Source organism: Aggregatibacter sp., from assembly GCF_057314075.1.
The window spans coordinates 1-23,385 of sequence record NZ_DBHLAR010000010.1; the positions used below are offsets into that span (position 1 = coordinate 1).

18 protein-coding genes are annotated in these 23,385 nt (G+C 44.6%); 11 read left to right on the top strand and 7 right to left on the bottom strand.

Translation table 11 applies throughout. The features are described 5' to 3' along the window. Positions 1-137: 137 nt before the first annotated feature. Positions 138-341, bottom strand: a complete 204-nt coding sequence (locus ACO5E4_RS07135) for a glycine zipper 2TM domain-containing protein (RefSeq protein ID WP_006718567.1) — start codon at positions 339-341, stop codon at positions 138-140. 83 nt (positions 342-424) lie between these two features. Then, positions 425-1,357, bottom strand: coding sequence for a bifunctional biotin--[acetyl-CoA-carboxylase] ligase/biotin operon repressor BirA (gene birA, locus ACO5E4_RS07140; RefSeq protein WP_485862557.1), 933 nt, complete (start codon positions 1,355-1,357; stop codon positions 425-427). Positions 1,358-1,507: 150 nt separating this feature from the next. On the opposite strand from birA, the gene guaB reads away from it, so the two are divergent. The 7 genes from guaB to tilS all read left to right on the top strand — a co-directional run bounded on the left by guaB (position 1,508) and on the right by tilS (position 11,663). Further along, positions 1,508-2,974, top strand: coding sequence for an IMP dehydrogenase (gene guaB / locus ACO5E4_RS07145; RefSeq protein WP_485862558.1), 1,467 nt, complete (start codon positions 1,508-1,510; stop codon positions 2,972-2,974). A 204-nt stretch (positions 2,975-3,178) separates the two neighbouring features. Then, positions 3,179-4,555: a nucleobase:cation symporter-2 family protein gene (locus ACO5E4_RS07150; RefSeq protein WP_485862559.1), complete on the top strand. Its 1,377-nt coding sequence runs from the start codon at positions 3,179-3,181 to the stop codon at positions 4,553-4,555. A 155-nt stretch (positions 4,556-4,710) separates the two neighbouring features. Beyond that, positions 4,711-6,066, top strand: a complete 1,356-nt coding sequence (dcuC, locus tag ACO5E4_RS07155) for an anaerobic C4-dicarboxylate transporter DcuC (RefSeq protein WP_485862560.1) — start codon at positions 4,711-4,713, stop codon at positions 6,064-6,066. 213 nt (positions 6,067-6,279) lie between these two features. Then, positions 6,280-7,839, top strand: a complete 1,560-nt coding sequence (gene guaA / locus ACO5E4_RS07160) for a glutamine-hydrolyzing GMP synthase (RefSeq protein WP_485862561.1) — start codon at positions 6,280-6,282, stop codon at positions 7,837-7,839. Between the two features lie 586 nt (positions 7,840-8,425). Then, positions 8,426-9,379 carry an acetyl-CoA carboxylase carboxyl transferase subunit alpha gene (gene accA / locus ACO5E4_RS07165; RefSeq protein WP_454905744.1) on the top strand — a complete coding sequence of 318 codons (954 nt, stop codon included), beginning with the start codon at positions 8,426-8,428 and terminating at the stop codon, positions 9,377-9,379. 71 nt (positions 9,380-9,450) lie between these two features. Then, positions 9,451-10,308: a pyridoxal kinase PdxY gene (pdxY, locus tag ACO5E4_RS07170; RefSeq protein WP_485862562.1), complete on the top strand. Its 858-nt coding sequence runs from the start codon at positions 9,451-9,453 to the stop codon at positions 10,306-10,308. A 44-nt stretch (positions 10,309-10,352) separates the two neighbouring features. Then, the gene (gene tilS / locus ACO5E4_RS07175; RefSeq protein WP_485862563.1) at positions 10,353-11,663 is read left to right on the top strand and encodes a tRNA lysidine(34) synthetase TilS; all 1,311 of its coding nucleotides are present in this window, start codon (positions 10,353-10,355) and stop codon (positions 11,661-11,663) included. A gap of 52 nt (positions 11,664-11,715) precedes the next feature. Here tilS and ACO5E4_RS07180 read toward each other — a convergent pair whose 3' ends face one another. After that, the gene (locus ACO5E4_RS07180) at positions 11,716-13,047 is read right to left on the bottom strand and encodes an NCS2 family permease (protein WP_485862564.1); all 1,332 of its coding nucleotides are present in this window, start codon (positions 13,045-13,047) and stop codon (positions 11,716-11,718) included. A 271-nt stretch (positions 13,048-13,318) separates the two neighbouring features. Between ACO5E4_RS07180 and galE the strand changes: the two genes are divergently transcribed. The 4 genes from galE to adk all read left to right on the top strand — a co-directional run bounded on the left by galE (position 13,319) and on the right by adk (position 16,772). Further along, positions 13,319-14,335, top strand: coding sequence for a UDP-glucose 4-epimerase GalE (galE, locus tag ACO5E4_RS07185; RefSeq protein WP_485862565.1), 1,017 nt, complete (start codon positions 13,319-13,321; stop codon positions 14,333-14,335). A 5-nt stretch (positions 14,336-14,340) separates the two neighbouring features. Then, positions 14,341-14,682: a hydrogenase maturation nickel metallochaperone HypA gene (gene hypA / locus ACO5E4_RS07190; protein WP_485862566.1), complete on the top strand. Its 342-nt coding sequence runs from the start codon at positions 14,341-14,343 to the stop codon at positions 14,680-14,682. Positions 14,683-14,697: 15 nt separating this feature from the next. Then, positions 14,698-15,996: an AmpG family muropeptide MFS transporter gene (locus ACO5E4_RS07195; protein ID WP_485862567.1), complete on the top strand. Its 1,299-nt coding sequence runs from the start codon at positions 14,698-14,700 to the stop codon at positions 15,994-15,996. Positions 15,997-16,127: 131 nt separating this feature from the next. Next, positions 16,128-16,772: an adenylate kinase gene (adk, locus tag ACO5E4_RS07200; RefSeq protein WP_048750318.1), complete on the top strand. Its 645-nt coding sequence runs from the start codon at positions 16,128-16,130 to the stop codon at positions 16,770-16,772. Between the two features lie 81 nt (positions 16,773-16,853). Here the strand turns inward: adk and ACO5E4_RS07205 are convergent, their stop codons facing one another. From ACO5E4_RS07205 to ACO5E4_RS07220, 4 genes are all read right to left on the bottom strand, one after another. Next, the gene (locus ACO5E4_RS07205) at positions 16,854-18,140 is read right to left on the bottom strand and encodes a YadA family autotransporter adhesin (protein WP_485862568.1); all 1,287 of its coding nucleotides are present in this window, start codon (positions 18,138-18,140) and stop codon (positions 16,854-16,856) included. A 307-nt stretch (positions 18,141-18,447) separates the two neighbouring features. Continuing rightward, entirely contained in the window at positions 18,448-22,461 is a 4,014-nt protein-coding gene (hrpA, locus tag ACO5E4_RS07210) for an ATP-dependent RNA helicase HrpA (protein ID WP_485862569.1), read from the bottom strand. After that, positions 22,458-22,832 carry a DUF423 domain-containing protein gene (locus ACO5E4_RS07215; RefSeq protein WP_454906841.1) on the bottom strand — a complete coding sequence of 125 codons (375 nt, stop codon included), beginning with the start codon at positions 22,830-22,832 and terminating at the stop codon, positions 22,458-22,460. The genes hrpA and ACO5E4_RS07215 overlap by 4 nt, the downstream gene beginning before the upstream one ends. After that, complete coding sequence (locus ACO5E4_RS07220) at positions 22,833-23,285, bottom strand: DUF441 domain-containing protein (RefSeq protein WP_485862570.1); 453 nt, start codon at positions 23,283-23,285, stop codon at positions 22,833-22,835. Between the last annotated feature and the right edge of the window lie 100 nt (positions 23,286-23,385).

The following is a 23,385-nucleotide window of genomic DNA, read 5'->3' on the forward strand; positions in this document are numbered from 1 at the left end:
CTTGCAACCCCTTTTTTACGTTTTTTTGAAAATATTTTTTAATTGATTATTTTTTAACTTTTCTTAGATACTAAAGTGCGGTCGAAAACCAACTTATTTCCGACCGCACTTTACTTGTTAAATCTGAGTTAATTTGATTATTTACCCACTTGGCTTCCGATTAAGCCGCCTAATGCCGCGCCACCTAGCGTTGCTCCGGTTGAGCCACCAATCATGTTACCGGCAACCCCGCCTACCGCCGCACCGATAGCCGTGTTTTTCTGGGTTTTACTTAAATTACTACAAGCACTTAATGCCACCGCTAGTGTCACAATGCCTAAAAATTTAACTGTCTCTTTCATATGTAACCTCATGAGTTATAAGTTAAACAAGTAATATCTTCACGATTAATCACAAGATTAGACGCATTTTTTTCTCGAAAGTTTTACTTTTTCCTTAACGAGACTTCGCCTGCATTAAAATATTGCACACCCTTTTCTGTCATGAGACATAAATGACCTTGTGCATTAATCCCCTGTTCAATACCTGAAATAGTGCTTTTTTCGCTTATCACATTCACTTCTGTGCCTAAATAGGCATCATATTCCAGCCATTGTTGTTGCATTTCCGCATCAATGCCGTGCTGTTCAAAACGCGCTAAATAACGATAAATAGTATTGACCATTTGTATAATCAGTCTCTCACGATCAATATGTGGGAAAAATTCCGCCAACTCTGCCCAGGGTTGATCGATTTGTTTTTCTTGTCCGAGAGAAACATTCATGCCAATGCCAACAACCAAATTGAGTTTACCGTTAGGGCGATTAACAATTTCCACCAAAATACCGGCAAGTTTTCGCTCATTGACCAAAATATCATTCGGCCATTTGACTTGAAATCCGTACATGTCCAATTCAACCAACGCCTGCACAATCGCCAAGCCAATCACGGTACTTAATCCATCTAAAGGTTTACGAGGATCCAATTGCCAGTAAAAACTCATGATAATTTGCCCGGCAAAAGGGGAAATCCATTGCCGCCCACGACGGCCACGCCCGGCGGTTTGATATTCAGCCAAGCAAAGGTCCCCTTTTTGAAGGTGAGCAACATTCTCTAATAAATATTGATTGGTTGAAGAAATGACCGGTTTAACCACCACATGATAAGGCTTTAACGCCTCCGCCAGACGTTTTTCATTTAATAAAGGTAATTCGGGGATCAAATAAAGATGATCATTTTCTAACGTAAAATACAGTCCTTGTTGCTCCATCTGGCGCACTTCTGCGAATAATTCCTCTTTGCTGCAAGCTAAAAGTGCGGTCAAATTTTCCAACGAATTTTCTACATCGCTTGTCAGTAATTCTAATAATTTCGCCATAAATTTTCCTGTTTTTCAGCGTTTAAACGGTGGTTATCATACGCTAAAAACGCAAATTTTTTATCATTTTTTCTTTTCAAAGACTGGATGGATCTGTATAATCCGCTCGCAATATTTTTTCATCATTTTAACTTAAAGAGAGATATTGCAATGGCATTACGCATCTTAAAAGAAGCCCTCACATTTGACGATGTTCTTCTTGTTCCAGCTCACTCCACTGTGTTACCGAACACAGCTAACCTTTCTACTCAATTAACCTCAACGATTCGCCTAAACATTCCTATGTTGTCAGCGGCAATGGATACGGTAACCGAAACGAAATTGGCTATTTCCCTTGCACAAGAAGGCGGTATTGGCTTTATTCATAAAAATATGTCCATTGAACGCCAAGTGGATCGTGTGCGTAAAGTGAAAAAATTTGAAAGTGGTGTGGTTTCCGATCCCATTACGGTAACACCCACATTAACCATCAGCGAATTAAAAGCCATTGCACAGAAAAATGGCTTTGCCGGCTATCCGGTTGTCGATGCTGAAGGTAATTTGGTCGGTATTATCACCGGTCGTGATACCCGCTTTGTTTCAGATTTAAACAAAACCGTTGCCGATTTCATGACACCGAAGTCTCGCCTTGTCACCGCCAAAGAAGGGGCAAAACGTGAAGAGATTTTCCAATTAATGCACGAACATCGCGTAGAGAAAGTGTTAATTGTTGATGATAACTTCAAATTAAAAGGCATGATTACCTTAAAGGACTATCAAAAATCGGAACAAAAACCGAATGCCTGTAAAGACGAATTCGGCCGTTTACGTGTAGGCGCAGCGGTTGGCGCAGGCCCAGGCAACGAAGAACGGATTGATGCCTTAGTCAAAGCGGGCGTCGATGTCTTATTAATCGACTCTTCTCACGGTCACTCCGAAGGCGTATTACAACGTGTACGTGAAACACGCGCAAAATACCCGAATCTACCGATTGTTGCCGGTAACGTCGCCACTGCAGAAGGCGCGCTCGCCTTGGCGGATGCCGGTGCTAGCGCAGTCAAAGTGGGGATTGGCCCCGGCTCTATTTGTACCACCCGTATTGTCACCGGCGTGGGCGTGCCACAAATTACCGCCATTTCTGATGCGGCTGAAGCCTTAAAAGATCGCGGTATTCCGGTCATTGCCGATGGCGGTATCCGTTACTCCGGCGACATCGCGAAAGCGCTTGCGGCAGGCGCAAGCTGCGTCATGGTCGGTTCTATGTTTGCCGGTACAGAAGAAGCGCCGGGCGAAATTGAATTGTATCAAGGTCGTGCGTTCAAATCTTACCGTGGCATGGGCTCACTTGGCGCCATGGCGAAAGGCTCAAGCGACCGTTATTTCCAATCTGATAATGCGGCCGACAAATTAGTGCCGGAAGGCATTGAAGGTCGTATTCCTTATAAAGGCTTGCTCAAAGAAATCATTCACCAACAAATGGGCGGATTGCGTTCTTGCATGGGCTTAACCGGCTGCGCCACCATTGATGACTTACGCACAAAAGCCCAGTTTGTGCGTATTAGTGGTGCAGGCATTAAAGAAAGCCATGTACATGATGTCACCATCACCAAAGAAGCCCCGAATTATCGTATGAGCTAATTGGGTTTCATCTTTAACAAGAAGTGCGGTCGATTTTAAAAACGTTTTGAAAATCGACCGCACTTTTTATTTTCTCTTCTACGCCTTTTAATAAACGTAAAATATTTTTCTCAACACAAAAGCAATCGTTTGCGCAACATCCTAAAATTCACTAAAATACCGCCCTCTTATTTTCCTAACCCCAGCGTATCTAAGGATCATTTTATGGAACACGCTCAACACCAAACAGAGGAAGCGGATTTAGTCTATCGTCTCGAAGATAAACCGCCCTTTTTCAACGCACTAATTAGTGCAATTACCCATTTATTGGCCATTTTTGTGCCGATGGTCACTCCTGCTCTGATTGTCGGGGGCGCACTCAATTTACCGGTACACATGACCGCCTACTTAGTGTCCATGGCGATGGTGGCATCCGGTATCGGGACCTATATTCAAGCACATCGTTTCGGTTTTATTGGCTCGGGCATGCTTTCCATTCAATCGGTCAATTTCTCTTTTGTCAGCGTCATGATTGCCGTAGGATTAAGCATGAAAGACAATGGCATTGACGAACACACCATGATTTCAACCTTGCTTGGTATTTCTTTCGTCGGTGCTTTTTTAGTTTGTGGTGCGGCTTGGATTTTGCCTTATTTAAAACGTGTCATTACTCCAACTGTGAGCGGTGTCGTGGTATTGCTTATCGGTTTAAGTTTGATCGATATCGGTATTACCGATTTTGGTGGCGGTTTTGGAGCTAAAGGTACGGAAGCTTTTGGTTCACTACAAAACATCGGTTTAGCCGGTTTAGTGCTGGTGGTTGTGTTAATTTTTAACTGTATGCGTAACCCGTTCTTACGCATGAGCGGCATTGCCGTCGGCTTAATTGCAGGCTATATCGTTGCATTATGCTTAGGCATGGTCGATTTTTCTCCATTAAAAGATGTGGACATTTTTACCATTCCGGTGCCATTTAAGTATGGTTTTGCTTTTGACTGGTCAGCATTTTGGGTCGCCGCCATCATCTATTTATTAAGTGTATTTGAAGCGGTGGGCGACTTAACGGCAACAGCAATGGTTTCCGGTCAACCTTATGAAGGTGAAGAATTCCGCCAACGTTTACGCGGCGGCGTGTTTGCTGATGGTTTGGTGTCTGTGATTGCCACTGCCTTAGGGTCTTTACCGCTCACCACCTTTGCCCAAAATAACGGCGTCATTCAAATGACCGGCGTGGCTTCCCGTCATGTTGGGAAATTTATCGCTGCCATTTTAGTGTTATTTGGTTTATTCCCAATTGTCGGACGCGCTTTCACCACGATTCCAAGCCCTGTACTCGGTGGGGCAATGGTCTTAATGTTCGGGTTAATTGCCATCGCCGGTGTGCGAATCATCATGACTCACGGAATCAATCGCCGTGAAGCGGTCATCGCGGCCACAGCGGTAGGCGTGGGTTTAGGTGTCGCTTTTGAGCCGGAAGTGTTCAAAATGCTGCCGGATGTTTTCCGCAACGCCATTGCGGCCGGCGGGATTACGGCTGTGGTATTAAACTTAATCTTGCCAAGAGATGCGCAAGATAAAAACATTTACTTAAGCGAAAAATAACAAGGATCGCAAGAAAAGGCGGTGTAAGAAAAACACCTGTAAAAAACACCGCACTTTTTATGATCAACCTCAAAATTTCAAATTAAAGCCGTTTACAACGGCTTTATTTTTTCGCTACATTCAAGCATCTATAAAATACAACCTAAGGAGATATTATGGATTTAATTATCGGTCTAGTCGCAATTATGCTCGTTGCATATTACATCGTGAAAGGCTATTCCGCCACGGGCGTGTTAATGTTTGGCGGTTTAGTGTTATTACTACTTTCCGTGCTAATGGGGCATTCCATTTTGCCGGAAAATGTAAAAAGCACGGGGTCAACCTATTTAGACATTATTGAATATGTAAAATACTTGCTGTCTAACCGTAGCGGCGGTTTAGGCTTAATGATCATGATCTTATGCGGTTTCTCCGCTTACATGACGCATTTGGGCGCAAACGATATGGTGGTGAAACTCGTTTCTAAACCACTTAAAAATGTGCGTTCCCCTTACATTTTAATGATCTTCGCTTACTTACTTGCTTGCTTAATGTCTTTTGCCGTGTCTTCTGCAACAGGCTTAGGTGTGCTATTAATGGCGACGTTGTTCCCTGTGATGGTAAACGTGGGTATTTCCCGCGGTGCCGCGGCAGCAATCTGCGCCTCGCCGATTTCTATTATTTTATCGCCGACATCGGGCGATGTGGTGTTGTCAGCGGAAATCTCCAAAATTCCACTGAGTGAATTTGCCTTCTCTACCAGCTTGCCGGTTTCCCTCTTTGCCATTTGCGGTATCGCCATTGCTCACTTCTTCTGGCAACGTTATTTAGATCGCAAAGAAGGCGTGGTAACCACCACATTAGATGTGGCCGACATCAAAACTGATGTGCCAACGTTCTATGCTATTTTACCTTTATTACCCATTATCGGCGTATTGCTCTTCGATGGCCAATGGGGCTTACCGAAATTACACATTGTCACCATTATTATTCTTTGTTTCCTAATTACCGCATTAATCGACTTTGCCCGTAATTTCAGCGCGAAAAAAACCTTTGATAACTTAATCGTGGCTTATCGTGGTATGGCAGATGCCTTTGCAGGTGTGGTGATGTTATTGGTAGCCGCTGGTGTCTTTGCCCAAAGCTTAAGCACAATCGGTTTCATCACGAACCTCATTGACTCTGCCCAAGCGTTCGGTGGCAGCGGATTAGTCATGATGTTGGTACTCGCTGTTATTACTATTTTAGCCACCATGGCAACAGGTTCCGGCAATGCAGCCTTCTACGCTTTTGCCGAATTAATCCCGAAACTTGCCACTCAAATGGGTGCGAACCCGGCTTACTTAACCATCCCGATGTTACAAGCATCCAACCTGGGTCGTGGTTTATCACCGGTCTCCGGTGTTGTGGTTGCCGTATCCGGCATGGCAAAAATTTCACCGTTTGAAATTGTAAAACGTATGTCTGTACCAATGATCGTCGGCTTTATTTGCGTCATCATTGCCACTGAATTCTTCATTCCTGCCGTTTAATACAGCATAAAGTGCGGTCAGTTTTCAACGCGTTTTAAAACGCAGAAAAAATCCACCGCACTTTATGTGGTAAGACAATCGCTATCGTTTACGTTAGAGGGGGGAAATGGTAGAATGCGCCACCAGTTTTAGCGCGCGATACAATTTATTGTCATGACAGTGCGACCGAAATTCAATCTATCCCAGCATACATAGAAATTGTTAGAGAAAACCATGACCAACATCCACAATCATAAAATCCTCATCCTCGACTTTGGTTCCCAATACACCCAACTTATCGCCCGTCGTGTGCGTGAAATCGGTGTTTATTGCGAACTTTGGGCGTGGGATGTCACCGAACAACAAATCCGTGATTTCAATCCAACCGGGATTATTCTTTCCGGTGGCCCGGAAAGTACCACGGAAGAAAACAGCCCGCGTGCGCCGGAATATGTTTTTAACGCGGGTGTGCCGGTACTGGGCATTTGCTACGGCATGCAAACCATGGCAATGCAACTTGGCGGTTTAACCGAAACCTCTGATCACCGCGAGTTCGGCTATGCTTCCGTTTTAATGGAAAATGCCACCGCACTTTTCGCCGATCTCAATGACGGCGATAACAAATTAGATGTGTGGATGAGCCATGGCGATAAAGTCACCCGCTTGCCACAAAACTTCCAAGTGACCGGTACAACACCAACTTGTCCGATTGCCGCAATGTCTGATGAAAGCCGCCATTTCTACGGTGTGCAATTCCACCCTGAAGTTACACACACTAAAAAAGGCTTGGAATTATTAACCAATTTCGTGGTGAAGATTTGCGGTTGCGAAACCAAATGGACTGCCGAAAACATCATTGAAGACGCCGTTGCCCGCATTAAAGAGCAAGTAGGCGATGACGAAGTGATTTTAGGTTTATCCGGCGGCGTGGATTCCTCTGTGGTTGCGTTATTATTACATCGCGCCATCGGCAAAAACTTACATTGCGTATTTGTCGATAACGGGTTATTGCGTTTAAACGAAGGCGATCAAGTGATGGAAATGTTCGGCAATAAATTCGGCTTAAACATCACGCGTGTCGATGCAGAAAGTCGTTTCTTAGGCGAACTTGCCGGCGTATCGGATCCGGAAGCAAAACGTAAAATTATCGGTAAAGTGTTCGTAGATGTTTTTGATGATGAGTCGAAAAAACTTACCAACGTCAAATGGTTGGCACAAGGTACCATTTACCCTGACGTGATCGAATCTGCTGCGAGCAAAACAGGCAAAGCGCATGTGATTAAATCCCACCACAACGTAGGCGGATTGCCGGATTATATGAAACTTGGCTTAGTCGAACCATTACGTGAATTGTTCAAAGATGAAGTGCGTAAAATCGGTCTAGCTTTAGGTTTACCGGCTGAAATGATCAACCGCCACCCATTCCCTGGCCCGGGTTTAGGCGTGCGTGTATTAGGTGAAGTGAAAAAAGAATACTGCGATTTATTACGTCGTGCGGATGCCATCTTTATCGAAGAATTACGCAACAGTGGTTGGTATGAAAAAACCAGCCAAGCCTTCAGCGTGTTCTTACCGGTGAAATCTGTCGGTGTGATGGGTGACGGACGTAAATATGACTGGGTGATTTCCTTGCGCGCCGTAGAAACCATTGATTTTATGACCGCACATTGGGCACATTTGCCTTATGATTTATTAGGCAAAGTCTCCAACCGTATCATCAACGAAGTGAACGGCATTTCCCGCGTCGTGTATGATATTAGCGGAAAACCCCCAGCAACGATTGAATGGGAGTAACTTAGCAAAGAAGCCTTGAATTTTCAGGGCTTTTTTTATTTCTATAAAATGCCTTTTTCAAGGATAGAAAAACAACTGCTCCAACATCTGTCAGAAAAAATATTAAATTAAAATTAAGTAGAAATGAAACTTAGAATTGGGTGGTGAACTAAGCAGAATTGGTCTTAACAGTAAGCGGTATACTGCGTCGCATCCCTGCGGGTTTCTACCTAGTCCACCATTGACTGATGATGGTTTGTAGTTTGCGACATAAAACTGATACTAAAAGCGTTTCATACCTTCAACCCGCTTATTTCAGGAGACCAATCCTGACTTTCAAACATCTTATCTTGAAAGTGACTATATAATAAAATCGTTTTAGCAGATTGTCAATTGGAGTATCAGTTGATATTTCAGTCATTTTTTTCATTTTTCGTTTCATGCGCAAAGGCAATAAATACTTTCATTACATAGTCTTAGCTGGTGTTACCAGATGAAATGGTATGACTTTTATGAAAAAAACGCATAGAATAGCGCGTTCGATTGCACCACTACCAAAATCTTGTTAAAGTGCGGTGCAAATTTTTCACAAAATTAGGAATCACACATGAGTCAAGAATACTTAGATTTTGAATTACCCATTGCTGAACTTGAAGCAAAAATCGAATCTTTGCGTGCTATAGCAAACCAAGACAATAACATTAATCTTGATGATGAAATTGCCCGTTTACAGAAAAAAAGCATCGAATTAACCGAAAAAACCTTTGCAAATTTAGATGCATGGCAAGTATCAAAAATGTCTCGTCACCCGAATCGTCCTTATACTCTTGACTACATCGAGCATATTTTCACCGAATTTGAAGAACTTGCCGGCGACCGCGCTTTTGCTGATGATAAAGCCATTGTTGGCGGATTGGCACGTTTAGACGGCAGACCTGTAATGGTGATTGGCCACCAAAAAGGCCGTACCGTCAAAGATAAAGTAAAACGCAACTTTGGTATGCCGGCACCGGAAGGCTACCGCAAAGCATTACGCCTCATGCAAATGGCAGAGCGTTTCAAATTGCCTATTATCACCTTCATTGACACTCCGGGCGCTTACCCGGGTGTAGGCGCTGAGGAGCGCGGTCAGTCAGAAGCTATCGCTCGTAACTTACGCGAAATGTCCCTCTTAAAAGTCCCGGTGATTTGTACCGTTATCGGTGAAGGCGGTTCCGGCGGTGCGTTGGCTATCGGTGTAGGTGACAAAGTCAACATGTTGCAATACTCCACCTACTCCGTTATTTCGCCGGAAGGTTGTGCATCTATTTTGTGGAAAAGCGCCGATAAAGCCTCTACCGCAGCAGAAGTCATGGGGTTAACCGCCAATCGTTTAAAAGAGCTTGGCTTGATTGACAACATCGTGCGTGAGCCGTTAGGCGGTGCACATCGTAATTACGCTGAAATGGCGAAAAATTTGAAAAAACGTTTACTTGAAGACTTAGCTGATTTAGACGTGTTAAATCAAGAAAATCTGTTGGATCGCCGTTATCAACGCTTAATGAGCTACGGTTACGCATAGAAAAGAAAAACAAATAAAAATCCCACCGCACTTTCCGGCGTAGTCAAAAGAGAAGAAAAGGAGAAAAGGCAATGAAACACGTACTTTCAATTCAATCTCATGTGGTTTATGGCTACGCCGGCAACAAGTCGGCAACCTTCCCAATGCAATTGCACGGTATTGACGTTTGGGCGTTAAATACCGTGCAATTTTCTAATCACACCCAATATGGCAAATGGACAGGCATTGTCATTCCCAAAGAACAAATCGGTGAAATCGTACGCGGCATTGATGAAATTGGTGCCTTGAAAAAATGTGATGCGGTGGTTTCCGGTTATTTGGGTTCTGCCGAGCAAATTGACGAAATTATCAATGCAGTTCATAAAATCAAAGCCATCAATCCTCGTGCGCTTTATTTGTGCGATCCTGTAATGGGACACCCAGACAAAGGCTGTATCGTGGCAGACGGTGTGCGTGAAGGTCTGATTAACATTGTTTCAGAAGCGGATATTATTACACCGAACTTGGTAGAACTCCGTGAATTAAGCGGCTTACCCGTCGAGAATTTTGAGCAAGCACTGACTGCCGTACAAGCGATTTTGGCAAAAGGGCCGAAAAAAGTCTTGGTCAAACATTTAAGCAAAGTAGGCAAAGATGCGACACAATTTGAAATGTTGTTGGCAACCGAACAAGGCATGTGGCACCTATCCCGTCCGTTGCACCCGTTTGATCGCGAACCGGTCGGCGTAGGTGATTTAACCGCCGGTTTATTCCTCGCCAATCTACTCAATGGCAAATCGGATGTAGAAGCGTTTGAACACATGGCAAACGCCGTCAATGATGTCATGCAAACGACGTTAGAACGGAGCGAATATGAATTACAAATCATTGCCGCCCGAGATCTCATCATCCATCCGCGCAGCCACTATAAAGCACAAAAAATTGCATAACTCTCAACTTCCTCCCGTCCAACGGGAGGAAATTTTATCCGCCTATGCTTCTTGAACAATTTTCACAGCAACTCCGCCAACTTGCGCCAAACCAAACTCACTTTCTTATCGGGTTTAGCGGTGGTTTGGATTCCACCGCGCTGCTCGCTTTATTTGCAAAACTTCGTGAAAAACAACCGCACTTTCAGCTGCGCGCCATTCATATTCATCACGGATTAAGCGCCAATGCCGATGCTTGGTCAGCCCATTGCCAACAAATGTGTCGTCAATTCCATATTCCGTTACAAATTCAGCACGTGAACGTCAGCACAGAAAATGGCATCGAGGCGGGGGCCCGCCAAGCCCGTTATGAAGCCATTGCACAGCAGATTTTACCGACTGAATGGCTCGCCACAGCACATCATCAACAAGACCAAACGGAAACCTTTTTCCTTGCCCTAAAACGTGGTAGTGGCGTGCAAGGCTTAGGCGCTATGCCGTGGAAAAGCAACGTTTACGGCGTACCTATTTTTCGCCCCTTATTGAATTTTAGCCGCCAACAATTGCTGGCGTTTGTACAACAGGAAGGGCTGAGTTGGATTGAGGATGAAAGCAACGAAGATAATCAATACGATCGCAATTTCCTGCGTAACATCGTGTTGCCTGAATTGCGTCAACGCTGGGCGCATTTTGATTCGGCAGTACAACGTTCCGCGCAACATTGTTATGAACAACAGCAACTGCTTAACGAGCTGTTAGCGGAAGAATATCAAAAAAACATCGTCAAAAATGACCGCACTTTTCAGCTACAACATTTCGCCAACTATTCGCCCGTGAAACAACGAGCTTTGTTACGCTTATGGTTGCAAGATTGGGGCGTTACCCTCCCCTCTCTCGTGCAACTAGAACAAATCATTTCAGATGTTATTTTCGCGAAAGCCGATGCACAACCACAATTTCGCCTACACGATAAAATTGTCCGCCGCTATCAAAACCGTTTATTTCTCACATCGATGTTTACCGATATTTCACAGGAATATGTTGAGGCGAAATTTAATCACCCCATTTCCTTGCCGGATCATTTAGGCACCTTGTTACTGAAAAAAACACGCGAAAAAATGACCGCACTTTGGCAAGACGAAAATGGGCAAACACATCAAGAAGCGTTAAGTTTACCCTTAGTGGGAACGAAAGTTTGGATTCGATTTCGTTATTCGGGCAAGGTGAAATTAACACCAAACGGCGTAAATAAAGACATTAAAAAAGTGTGGCAACAGTTGAATGTCGCCCCTTGGCAACGACAACGCATTCCGCTCATTTTCTATGATGACAAGTTACAAAGTGCGGTGGGATTTTTCACTGTTTTTCAAGATTAAGGTAAACAAAAAGGCGCATTTTCATGCGCCTTAGTTGTCTTTATCGACTGAATTAAATCGCCCAACCGCAAGCGTAGAACGCCACTAAAACAACAGCAATCACAACGGTGCCGATATTTAAGCGTTTGAAATCACCACTCACCACACGGCCAATCACCAACGCAGCAAAGCCCAACATAATGCCGGTCACGATATTCGCCGTTAACACGATAAATACTGCGCAAATCAAGCCACTCATGGCGCCAACGAAATCATCAAAATCGAGTTTGCTGACGTTCCTTAACATCAATAATCCCACGTACATCAACGCCGGTGCTGTCGCATAGTTCGGCACCAAGAAAGCTAATGGTTGGAAGAACAGCATCAACAGGAACAATACGCCAACAACGATGGCGGTGATACCGGTTTTGCCGCCGGCAGCAGTCCCTGCGGCAGACTCGATATACACGGCTGCCGGTGCTGTGCCGAAAATACCGGAGAATAAACTACTCACGGAATCGGACGTTAACGCTTTGCCGCCGTTAATGATTTGACCGTCTTTGTCCAATAAATCCGCTTGCCCTGCCACGGCACGGATAGTACCTGTAGCATCAAATACCGCGGTCATCACTAACGCAAACACCACCGGTAAAATCGCCGGTTGCAATGCGCCCATGATGTCTAATTGCAAGAATAAAGACTCTTCACCGAAACTTGGCATTTTGAAAACTTGACCGTTAAAGGTGACATTGGGATCGAAAATTAAGCCTACAATGGTAATCGCGATAATCACCCATAAAATGCCGCCTTTCACTTGCATTTTTTCTAAGCCAATAATTAACGCCAAACCAATTAATGACATCATCACCGGAAACGCGGTGAACTCACCCAATTTTACAGGCAAACCCGCTTGGTTACTCACCACAAGCCCTACTCCGTTTGCAGCGATTAAAAGCAGGAATAAACCGATACCGATACCTGCACCGTGTGCGATACCCACCGGTAAATTACGCAAAATCCACGCGCGAATGCCTGTGGCAGAAATAAGGGTGAAGAAAACCCCCATTAAAAAGACCGCACCTAAGGCGACCGGAATACTCACTTTTTGTCCGATAACCAAGCTAAATGCCGTAAATGCCGTTAAAGAAATGGCACAGCCGATTGCCATGGGCGCATTCGCCCAAAAGCCAATTAAAATCGAGCCTAAACCAGCCACTAAACAGGTGGCAATAAACACTGACTCCGCCGGAAAACCCGCCGCACTTAACATATTCGGCACCACGATAACGGAATACACCATCGCGAGGAAAGTGGTTAAACCGGCCACAATTTCTTTGCGCACGGTAGAACCGCGTTTAGTCAACTCAAAGCGTTGTTCTAAAGCGGAGGATTGAGAAGATGACATGAAATTACCTTTTAATTTGTCTTTGAAAAAAGAGGGCGGTATTTTACCGCAATGCCAAAAGAAGTAAACGTTTGCGCAAGAAATTACTGAAAATATCCTTATTCTGTTTACACCGATTAAACACTAAAAGTCCTCTAGTTTTAACAACATAGAAATCTCGACGAAAACAATTCTCTAAAAGGAAATAACTTATTAATAAAGCTCATTTTTTGATGAAACAATCGGTGCTATACTAGCGCCAAATTTATTTTATAAATTAAGGAGAAACCCAATGACCATTTTAGTCACCGGCGGAGCGGGCTACATCGGTTCCCATACTGTCGTCGAATTATTAAATGCAGGCAAAGATGTGGTGGTATTAGACAATCTTTGCAATTCCTCACCAAAATCCTTAGAACGCGTAAAACAAATCACTGGCAAAAGCGTAAAATTTTATGAAGGCGATGTGTTAGATCGCGACTTGTTACAAAAAATCTTTGCTGAAAACAGCATTCATTCCGTCATTCACTTCGCCGGGTTAAAGGCTGTTGGCGAAAGCGTGCAAAAACCTGCTGAATACTATATGAACAACGTCACCGGCTCATTGGTTTTATTACAAGAAATGAAAAAAGCCGGCGTGTGGAATTTCGTCTTCAGTTCGTCCGCCACCGTTTACGGTGATCCTGAAATCATTCCAATTACCGAAAATTGCAAAGTAGGCGGCACTACCAATCCGTACGGCACCTCTAAATTTATGGTGGAACAAATCCTGCGCGACATCGCCAAAGCCGAACCGAAATTCAGCATGACCATTTTGCGCTATTTCAACCCGGTCGGTGCCCATGAAAGCGGTTTGATCGGGGAAGATCCGAATGGTATTCCAAACAACTTATTGCCTTACATCAGCCAAGTGGCCATTGGCAAATTGCCACGACTTTCCGTATTCGGTAGCGATTACGACACCCATGATGGCACCGGCGTGCGTGATTATATTCATGTGGTTGATTTGGCGATTGGTCACTTAAAAGCGTTAAATCGCCATCAAGATGATGCCGGCTTGCACATTTATAATTTAGGCACCGGCGTGGGCTATTCCGTCTTAGACATGGTGAAAGCCTTTGAACAAGCAAATGGCATTCAAATTCCTTATAAATTAGTGGATCGTCGTCCGGGCGACATCGCCACCTGTTATTCCGACCCAAGCCTTGCCGCCAAAGAATTAGGCTGGAAAGCTGAACGTGGTTTAGCCCGAATGATGAAAGACACCTGGAATTGGCAAAAAAATAATCCGAAAGGCTATAGAGATTAAGTGTCATGCACGAACTCGCTTTGTGTCAAAACATCATTGAAATTGTTGAGCAGCAATGCAAACAACACAATGTCAACAAAGTCACCGATCTCTGGTTGGAGGTCGGTGCCCTTTCATGCATTGAACCCAGTGCATTAGCATTTGGTTTCGAAATGGCCGCCAAAGGTACGCCGGCGGAAAATTGCAAGCTTCATTTAATGCCTATTCCCGCTAAAGCCTGGTGTTGGGATTGCAAACAATCCGTTGAAATTCAAGCCAATAACAGCACGTGCCCCCATTGCGGCAGCGTGCATTTACAACGCCAAAGCGGCGATGAACTTCGCATTAAAGAGATTGCCGTTGAATAAAATTGCCCTGAAATCATGATGACAGAACAACCGATTAAGCCCTCTCTCGCCACCCAAATTTTCAGTCGCAATATGCTGATTTGTGTCTTTACCGGTTTCAGCTCCGGTTTGCCACTTTTCGTGCTGCTGCAAATGTTGCCGATTTGGTTGTCGGATAACGGTATTAGTGTGCAAACCATTGGCGCATTTACCTTAGTCACGCTGCCCTACACGCTCAAATTTTTGTGGGCGCCCTTGCTGGATCGCTATTTTCCTCGATTTCTCGGTCGCCGTCGCAGTTGGCTTGCCATTTCCCAACTTTTGCTTCTGCTGAGTCTTTACCTGATCGGTTTATACGATCCGAAAGAACAAATGCAAATGGTCATTTTTCTTGCAACGTTCATCGCCTTTATGTCCGCCACCCAAGACATTGTATTGGATGCTTATCGACGGGAAATTTTGCGTGATAACGAATTGGGTTTGGGCAATACCATTCACATTAATGCCTACCGAATTGCCGGGTTGATTCCGGGCGGACTGTCATTGTATCTCGCCACGTTCCTGCCATGGAAAACGGTGTTTTTATTGACCGCACTTTTCATGCTGTGTGGTCTGTTTATGACCTTCTTTTTAAGTCGCGAACCACAAATTCAAATTCATCAAAACAAGCAACCGTTCTATCAAGCTTTTACCATTCCGCTACAAGAATTTTTCCGGCGTAAAGGCGTTTATACCGGTCTCGGCTTTATCGCGTTTCTGTTTCTATATAAATTCGGTGATGCCCTCGCCACGACGTTACAAAGTAAATTCATCGTGGACATGGGCTTTAGCAAAACAGACATTGCCTTAGTGGTAAAAAGTACAGCATTGTGGTCGAGCATTATTGCCGGCATGGCAGGCGGCATTATGATGTTACGCCTCGGCATTAATCGCGCCCTTTGGGTCTTTGGTTTTATTCAACTGATTACTATCGGCGGGTTTATTTGGCTTGCCGGATTTGATTATTTCCACGTTGTCGATAACGCTGCGCGCTTAAAACTTGGCATTGTGATTTGTGGCGAATATATTGGCGTGGGGCTTGGTACCGCAGCGTTTGTTGCCTTTATGGCTCGGGAAACCAACCCGCTTTACACCGCCACTCAACTGGCGTTGTTTACCAGCCTTGCCGCCTTACCGAGCAAAGGGCTCGGTGCGCTTTCAGGCGAAATCGTTGCCGCAGTGGGCTACTACCATTTCTTCTGGATTTGCTTATTTTTAGCCATCCCGGGCATGCTCTGTTTATGCTGGGTCGCCCCCTGGAATGAAAAAGTCCCTGCCCCGAATGCTGGCAATTGACATTTTTAGGGAATTAAGCAACCATACGCCACGATTAATAAAACATTTTCAAAACAGACCGCACTTTCTTCCCGAAATAGGAAAAGTGCGGTGGTTTTTTCAGTTATTTTTCATTTAAAAAAGAGGACAACATGAAAATTATTCTATTAGGCGCACCGGGCGCAGGAAAAGGCACACAAGCACAATTCATCATGAATAAATTTGCCATCCCACAAATTTCCACGGGCGACATGTTACGCTCTGCGATCAAAGCCGGCACCGAATTAGGCAAACAAGCCAAAACCTTAATGGACGCCGGTCAATTAGTGCCGGATGATTTAATTATTTCCTTAGTGAAAGAACGCGTAGCCCAACCTGACTGTGCCAAAGGTTTCTTACTTGACGGTTTCCCACGTACCATTCCACAAGCTGACGCATTGAAATCTGCCGGCATCGCCATTGATTATGTGTTGGAATTTGATGTACCGGATGAAGTGATCGTAGAACGCATGAGCGGTCGTCGTGTACACCAACCTTCCGGCCGTTCTTACCACATCGTTTATAACCCACCGAAAGTGGAAGGCAAAGATGATGTGACCGGCGAAGATTTGATTATCCGTGCCGATGACAAACCGGAAACCGTGTTAGACCGCTTAAAAGTGTATCACAACACCACCAAACCATTAGTAGATTACTACCAAGCAGAAGCCAAAGCCGGCAACACGCAATATTTCCGCTTAGACGGCACTCAAAAAGTAGAAGATGTCAGCAAAGCATTAGATAAAATCTTAGGGTAATTACCCATAACAACAAAAAAGCCATTCTATTTCAGAATGGCTTTTTTATTATGTTCCGATTAACTCGGGATTAACGGTTTATTACCATTGGTAAAGCGCGCCGGCACCAACACCGTAATTACCACGGCTATTGGTAGAAACGCTGGCTTTAAACACCCAGTTTTCATTAGGGGTAACACCGGACACACCAAGAGAAACTGCAGATTGACCACCATAGAAACCGGTGCCCACACCCACACCGATTGCGCCGGCTTTCGTGGATTGAGGAACAGATGCGTGAGCAATCGCACTCGCAACGCCACCTCTCAAGTCTTTATTTAAGAGATTTACATTGCCACGCAATTCATTGATGGAATTGTTATTAGCCGCTAATTGAGTGTTAATCGCCGCAATATTATTCGCGTTGGTCTGAATGTTAGCTGTGTTAGCCGTAATCTTACCCGTGTTAGCCGTAATATTAGCTGTATTAGCCGTAATCTTACCCGTGTTAGCAGCAATATTAGCTGTATTAGTCGCAATATTACCCGTGTTAGTCGCAATATTGGTTTTGTTGGTTGCGATATCGGCTTTATTAGTTGCAATATCGGTTTTGTTTTTCTCAACTTTACCGTCTAAAGATTTCAATTGAGCCACGTTCACTGCATCAGTATCTTTTGTACCCGCAGCAACGCTGGTGATTTGACGGGTGATATTGTTGTCAACGTCACCAACAGAAACCGCAGCATGTGAAGCTTTCCAAGCTGCACTTGTCTCAGTTGTAGCAGCTTGAGTTGACGGATCATATCCTACAACCTCTTTATTAACAGTCGCTTTAGAATATGAACCTAATGCAACGCCATTTTCTACATCAGCGCCTGAATATGCCCCGACAGATACAGTAAAATTTTTAGTTGCTCCAGTACCCGCTGTAGATGCCAAACCAATACCTACAGCCCCTACGCCTGTAGCTTTAGCATTTGAACCTACAGCAACAGAATAAGCGCCTGTTGCTTGGGTGGATACCCCAACAGCAGTTGTAGCTAGCCCTGTAGCATTAGCTTGATTACCAAGAGCCGAAGCATTAGCTCCATTAGAACTAGCTCCATAACCGAGTGAGGTAGCACCATTGCCTTTTGCAACCGTGTCAACACCTACTGAAGTAGCTCCACCAACTGAAACATCAGTATTATTTTCATTAGCTCTAGCATTGAGACCAACAGCAATATCTTTTGAGAGACCTGTCTTAGCCGCTTCAGTTCCAGAACTAGAACTAATAAAAACATCTGCTGCATTAGCAAGCGTAGAAACACCCAATGCAGAAAGAAGTACGACCGCTGCCGTAGATAATTTCATGCTTGTATTTTTATTTAACTTACTTACATTTTTCATAATAGGTACCATAAAGTTAAAAAATAGACTAGTTATCATCAATGATAAGAAATGCACCTTTGCACTTCGCTTAAAATTTTAGCATAAAAATTAAACTTTTTTACTCCATTTGATATTTTATGCATATTAAATTTATGCTTCTCATTGCAATTAAAAGAAGTAAAAATGGCACAAAAAGAAGACGGTCTTTTCAATAGCGCTCATTTTCAGAATGAGGCATGTATTAGAAAATATGCTCCAAGAGTAACCGCAACTCGCTAAAATGGATAAAAGAAAAGTGCGGTCAAAATCCACCGCACTTTTGCTTCTAAAACTCAGAAATCACGTTCAAAATCCGCCTCTCCGACACCTGATACTTCGTCCCTAACTGCTGAGCAAACAAACTCACCCGCAGTTCCTCAATCATATAACGAATCTCCGCTACTTCATCCGAAATCGGTTTGGATTTCGGGAGTTTGGCAAGAAGTTGTTGGTAGGCTTGTTGCACTTGTTCCACGCGTAACATGGCGGCGCGATCGCGATTCACATCTTGAGCGAGTTTATCCATGCGTTTGTCGATGGCTTGCAGATAGCGGAGTAAATCCGGCAGACGGGCGTAGCCGCTTTTTTGCACGAAACCTTGATAAATCAAACCGGCAATTTGGCTTTTTATATCGGACAGGGCAAATGCCATGGTGAAATCCATCTTGCCTTTAAGGCGTTGGTTGAGCTGGTGTGTGAGCGTGAGGATCTGCTCCACTTTTTGTGCAATATCCACGGTGACTTCATTAACGTTTTCACGTACAAAATCCCGTAGCTTATCAAAGTCTTCTTGATTCCACACAAAGCCGCCGAAATCGGCAATGAGTTTATCCACAGCACAGGCAATGCAGTCGTCAATCAAATCCAACACGCGCCCAAACGGCGTAAAATATAGCCCCAATTTGGCTTTATTCGGCAATTTTTCATGCAAATATTTAATCGGTGACGGCACGTTAAGCAACAACAAGCGACGCAGACCTTGTTGCATTGCCACCGCTTGTTCAAATTCCGTTTCAAACAGTTTAATGCCCACCGCGTCTTTTTCATCCACAATGGCAGGAAAGGCTTTCACACTGAAACCGCGCTGTTTTTGTTCGTAACATTGCGGCAGCTCGGCGAAACTCCAAATGTGCAGTCCGCTTTGTTCAATGCCATCGTCCGCCACGGCGGAAATGCTTTCTTGCACACGATCTTTTAAGCTAAATTTCAGCTCATCCAAATTCATGGATTCAGCGATTTTCTTGCCATTTTCATCCACCACGCGGAAGGTAATTTTCAAATGACTCGGGATTTGTTCCCAATGCCAATGTTCCGCTTCTACGGTGACACCCGTCATGCGACGCAATTCATAAATCAACGTATCCAACAACGGCTTTTCTAACGGCACGGCGCGCCCTAAAAAGGCTTGCGCATAATTGGGTGCAGGCACGAAATTACGGCGATAGGATTTAGGCAGAGACTTAATCAGCGCAATCACCAGTTCTTCCCGTAAGCCCGGGATTTGCCAATCAAAGCCCGTCATTTCCACTTGGTTGAGCAACGGCAACGGAATATGCACGGTCACACCGTCTGCATCGGTGCCCGGTTCAAATTGATAAGTTAATTTGAGTTTTAAATTGCCTTGATGCCAGAAATTTGGGAAATCCAGCTTGCTCACCTGCTCCGCATCATCGTTAATCAGAAATGAGCGTTCAAAATTAAGTAGTTCGGGATTTTGTTTTTCCGCCTTTTTCCACCAAGTATCAAAATGTTTTTGGGAGACGACTTCCGTGCCGATACGCTGATCGTAAAACTCAAATAAGGTTCGCTCGTCCACCAAAATATCGCGGCGACGGCTTTTGTGTTCCAATTCTTCAACTTCACGAATCAGCTGCTGATTTTGCTTGAAGAATTTATGTTTGGTGTTCCAATCCCCTTCCACCAAGGCGGATTGAATAAAGATTTCACGGCTCACCCTTGGGTCAATAGCGCCATAATTTACCGGTCTTGCTGCCACAATCGGCACGCCATACAGGCTCACTTTTTCATCGGCAATCACCGCTCCGCGAGATTTCGACCAACGTGGCTCGGAATAAGATTTTTTCGTTAAGTGTTCGGCAAGCGGCTCAATCCATTCCGGCTCTATTTCCGCCACCATACGCCCCCAAAGTTTGGAGGTCTCGACAAGCTCCGCCGCCATCACCCATTTCGATTGTTTTTTGAAAAGCACGGAATTAGGGAAAATCGCAAAATGCGCATTGCGGGCACCGAGATATTGTTGTTTTTCCGCTTCTTTTAAGCCGATATGCGACAACAAACCGCTTAAAAGTGCGGTGTGAATTTGCTGATATTCAGCTTTTTCCGAATTAATCGGCAAACCCATTTCACGCACGGCAAGGCGAATTTGTTGATAAATATCCTGCCATTCGCGAATGCGCAAATAATTTAAAAAATCTTTTTGGCACTGGCGACGGAATTGGTTTTTCGTCAATGCCTTTTGCTGTTCTTGCACATAATGCCAAAGATTTAAGAATGCCAAGAAGTCCGATTTTTTATCGACAAAGCGACGATGTTTTTCATCGGAAGCCTGTTGTTTTTCGGTTGGGCGCTCACGCGGATCTTGAATGGATAACGCTGAGACAATAATCATCACCTCATAAACGCTGTCAAACTCAACCGCACTTAGAAGCATTTTGGCAAGGCGCGGATCGACAGGGAGTTGGGCTAGTTGGCGACCGATTGGGGTGAGTTCCCAACCTTGTTTTTTCTCTGTCGATTCGATGGCGCACGTTTCATAACGTGTGCCGTTTTTATTCGCTGAAACATCCTTGGCACGCGTTGGGAAACGCGCGCCATCATGTTTATACGATTTAATTTTCTTAGGTTGAATCGCACCCAACTCTTCCAATAACTTCACGCCATCTTGAATATGCCGTTTATCCGGCGCATCGACAAAAGGGAACGCTTCAATGTCGTCCAACCCCAACGCGGTCATTTGCAAAATGACGGAAGCCAAATTGGTGCGCAAGATTTCCGGATCGGTAAACTCCGGGCGATTGTTAAAATCCTCTTCCGAATAAAGGCGAATACAAATGCCTTCGCTCACCCGTCCGCAACGCCCTTTCCGCTGATTAGCAGAGGCCTGTGAAATCGGCTCAATCGGCAAGCGTTGCACTTTGGTGCGATAACTATAACGAGAAATACGCGCGGTGCCGGGGTCAATCACATATTTAATGCCCGGCACGGTAAGCGAGGTTTCCGCCACGTTGGTGGCTAACACAATGCGATTTAATCCGCTCGGATGGAAAATTTTATTTTGTTCTTGCGCAGAAAGACGGGCAAAGAGCGGTAGGATTTCCGTGTGTTTTAAATTTTGTTTTTGCAAGGCTTCGGCGGTGTCGCGAATTTCCCGTTCACCGTTCATAAAGATCAAAATATCGCCACGACCTTCCGCTTGCAGCTCATCCACGGCATTGAGAATGCCTTGTAGCTGATCTTGATCGTCTTCTTCCGCAACAGGGCGATAACGCACTTCTACGGGATACGTTCTGCCCGAGACTTCGATAATCGGCGCATTGTTGAAATGTTTGGAAAAACGTTCCACATCAATGGTGGCCGAGGTGATAATGACTTTTAAGTCCGGACGGCGTGGCAGCAGCTGTTTCAAATAACCGAGAATAAAATCGTTGTTCAAGCTACGTTCGTGTGCTTCATCAATAATCAGGCAGGAATATTGATTGAGGAAACGATCCGTTTGAATTTCCGCCAACAAAATCCCGTCCGTCATCAACTTGATTTGGGTGTTATCGCTAATCTGATCGTTAAAACGAACTTTATACCCCACTAAATCGCCAAGTTCTGTTTGTAATTCTTCCGCGATTCGAGCCGCTACCGAACGGGCGGCAATGCGGCGTGGTTGGGTGTGTCCGATGGTACCAAGATGACCTAATCCGAGTTCCAAACACATTTTCGGCAACTGGGTGGTTTTCCCCGAACCGGTTTCCCCCGCGACCACAATGACCTGATGTTCAGAAAGGAGTTTTTCAATTTCTGCTTTGCGTTGGCTCACCGGCAGGCTTTCCGCAAAAACGATCGGATTTTTGACCGCACTTTTACGGCTTTCTACACGTAATCTTGCTTGTTCAATTTGCTGTTCGATTTCCTCAGCAACGGCTTGCTGCGCTTCTTGGTTTTTAATTTTTCCGATGCCATGAATGCGGGCGGATAAACGGCGTTTATCCACCAACATGATGTCAATTAATTGAGAAAAAAGGGATTGTTGTAGCGGAGTTAATTCGTGTTTTACAGTTTTGTTCTTCATACCGATTTACTTTTAAAACTACCGTAAGCCAAGCAAAGCCAGCCGATTAAAAAGAGTGTGCCGCCAACGGGCGTAATCCAGACTAAAAATTTACCGGCGCCGAAAGCAAGGGCGTATAAGCTGCCACTGAATAATAAAATCCCCAATGACCATGCACGCATCGCGAATTGTGCAAATTTCGCCTCATGCCAAAGGGATAAAGCAATCACCAGAACAGCAAGCGTATGGAAGATTTGATATTTTAAGCCGGTATCCATCCAGGCGAGGGCTTTCTCGTCTAAAACATGACTTAACCCATGGGCGGCAAACGCACCAAGAGCCACACAGAAAAAACCGCTCAAGGCGGCAATCAATAACCATTTGTTTTTCATTTAAAATTTTCCTATTAATACGGCTAAAATACCGGCGGCGATAAGCGGCCCAACAGGGATACCTCCCAGAAAAGAGACACCGATAATAGTACCGATGACCAAGCCTGTCACTAAGACAGGTTGTTCCCCCATCAGCGGAACGCCTTTGCCTGCAAGCCACGCGACCAATACACCCACCGCAATGGCAACAAACATTTTCCAACTGACAAACGCCGATAAGCCCGGGAGCTGAATTTTGCCGGAAACCAACGGGCTTAAAACGCCAATGGTTAAAATCACGATACCAACGTGCAAGCCGTATTTTTCCAAATAAGGAATATATTGAGCGAGAAACGTTTGCTGCATGATTAGTAACACAGCGGCGGAAATGGTGATGGCGCTATTGTGACTTAAAATGCCGAGCAAAATTAACACCACCAAAAGTAACGCAATCATATTGAATTGAAGCGACATATTGATCCTAAAGTGCGGTAAGAATTTGCGGAGAATTATAGCATAAGCCATCAAGCTTGCCCTGAGGCAGACAACAAAAAACCGCACCCGGGAGAACCAA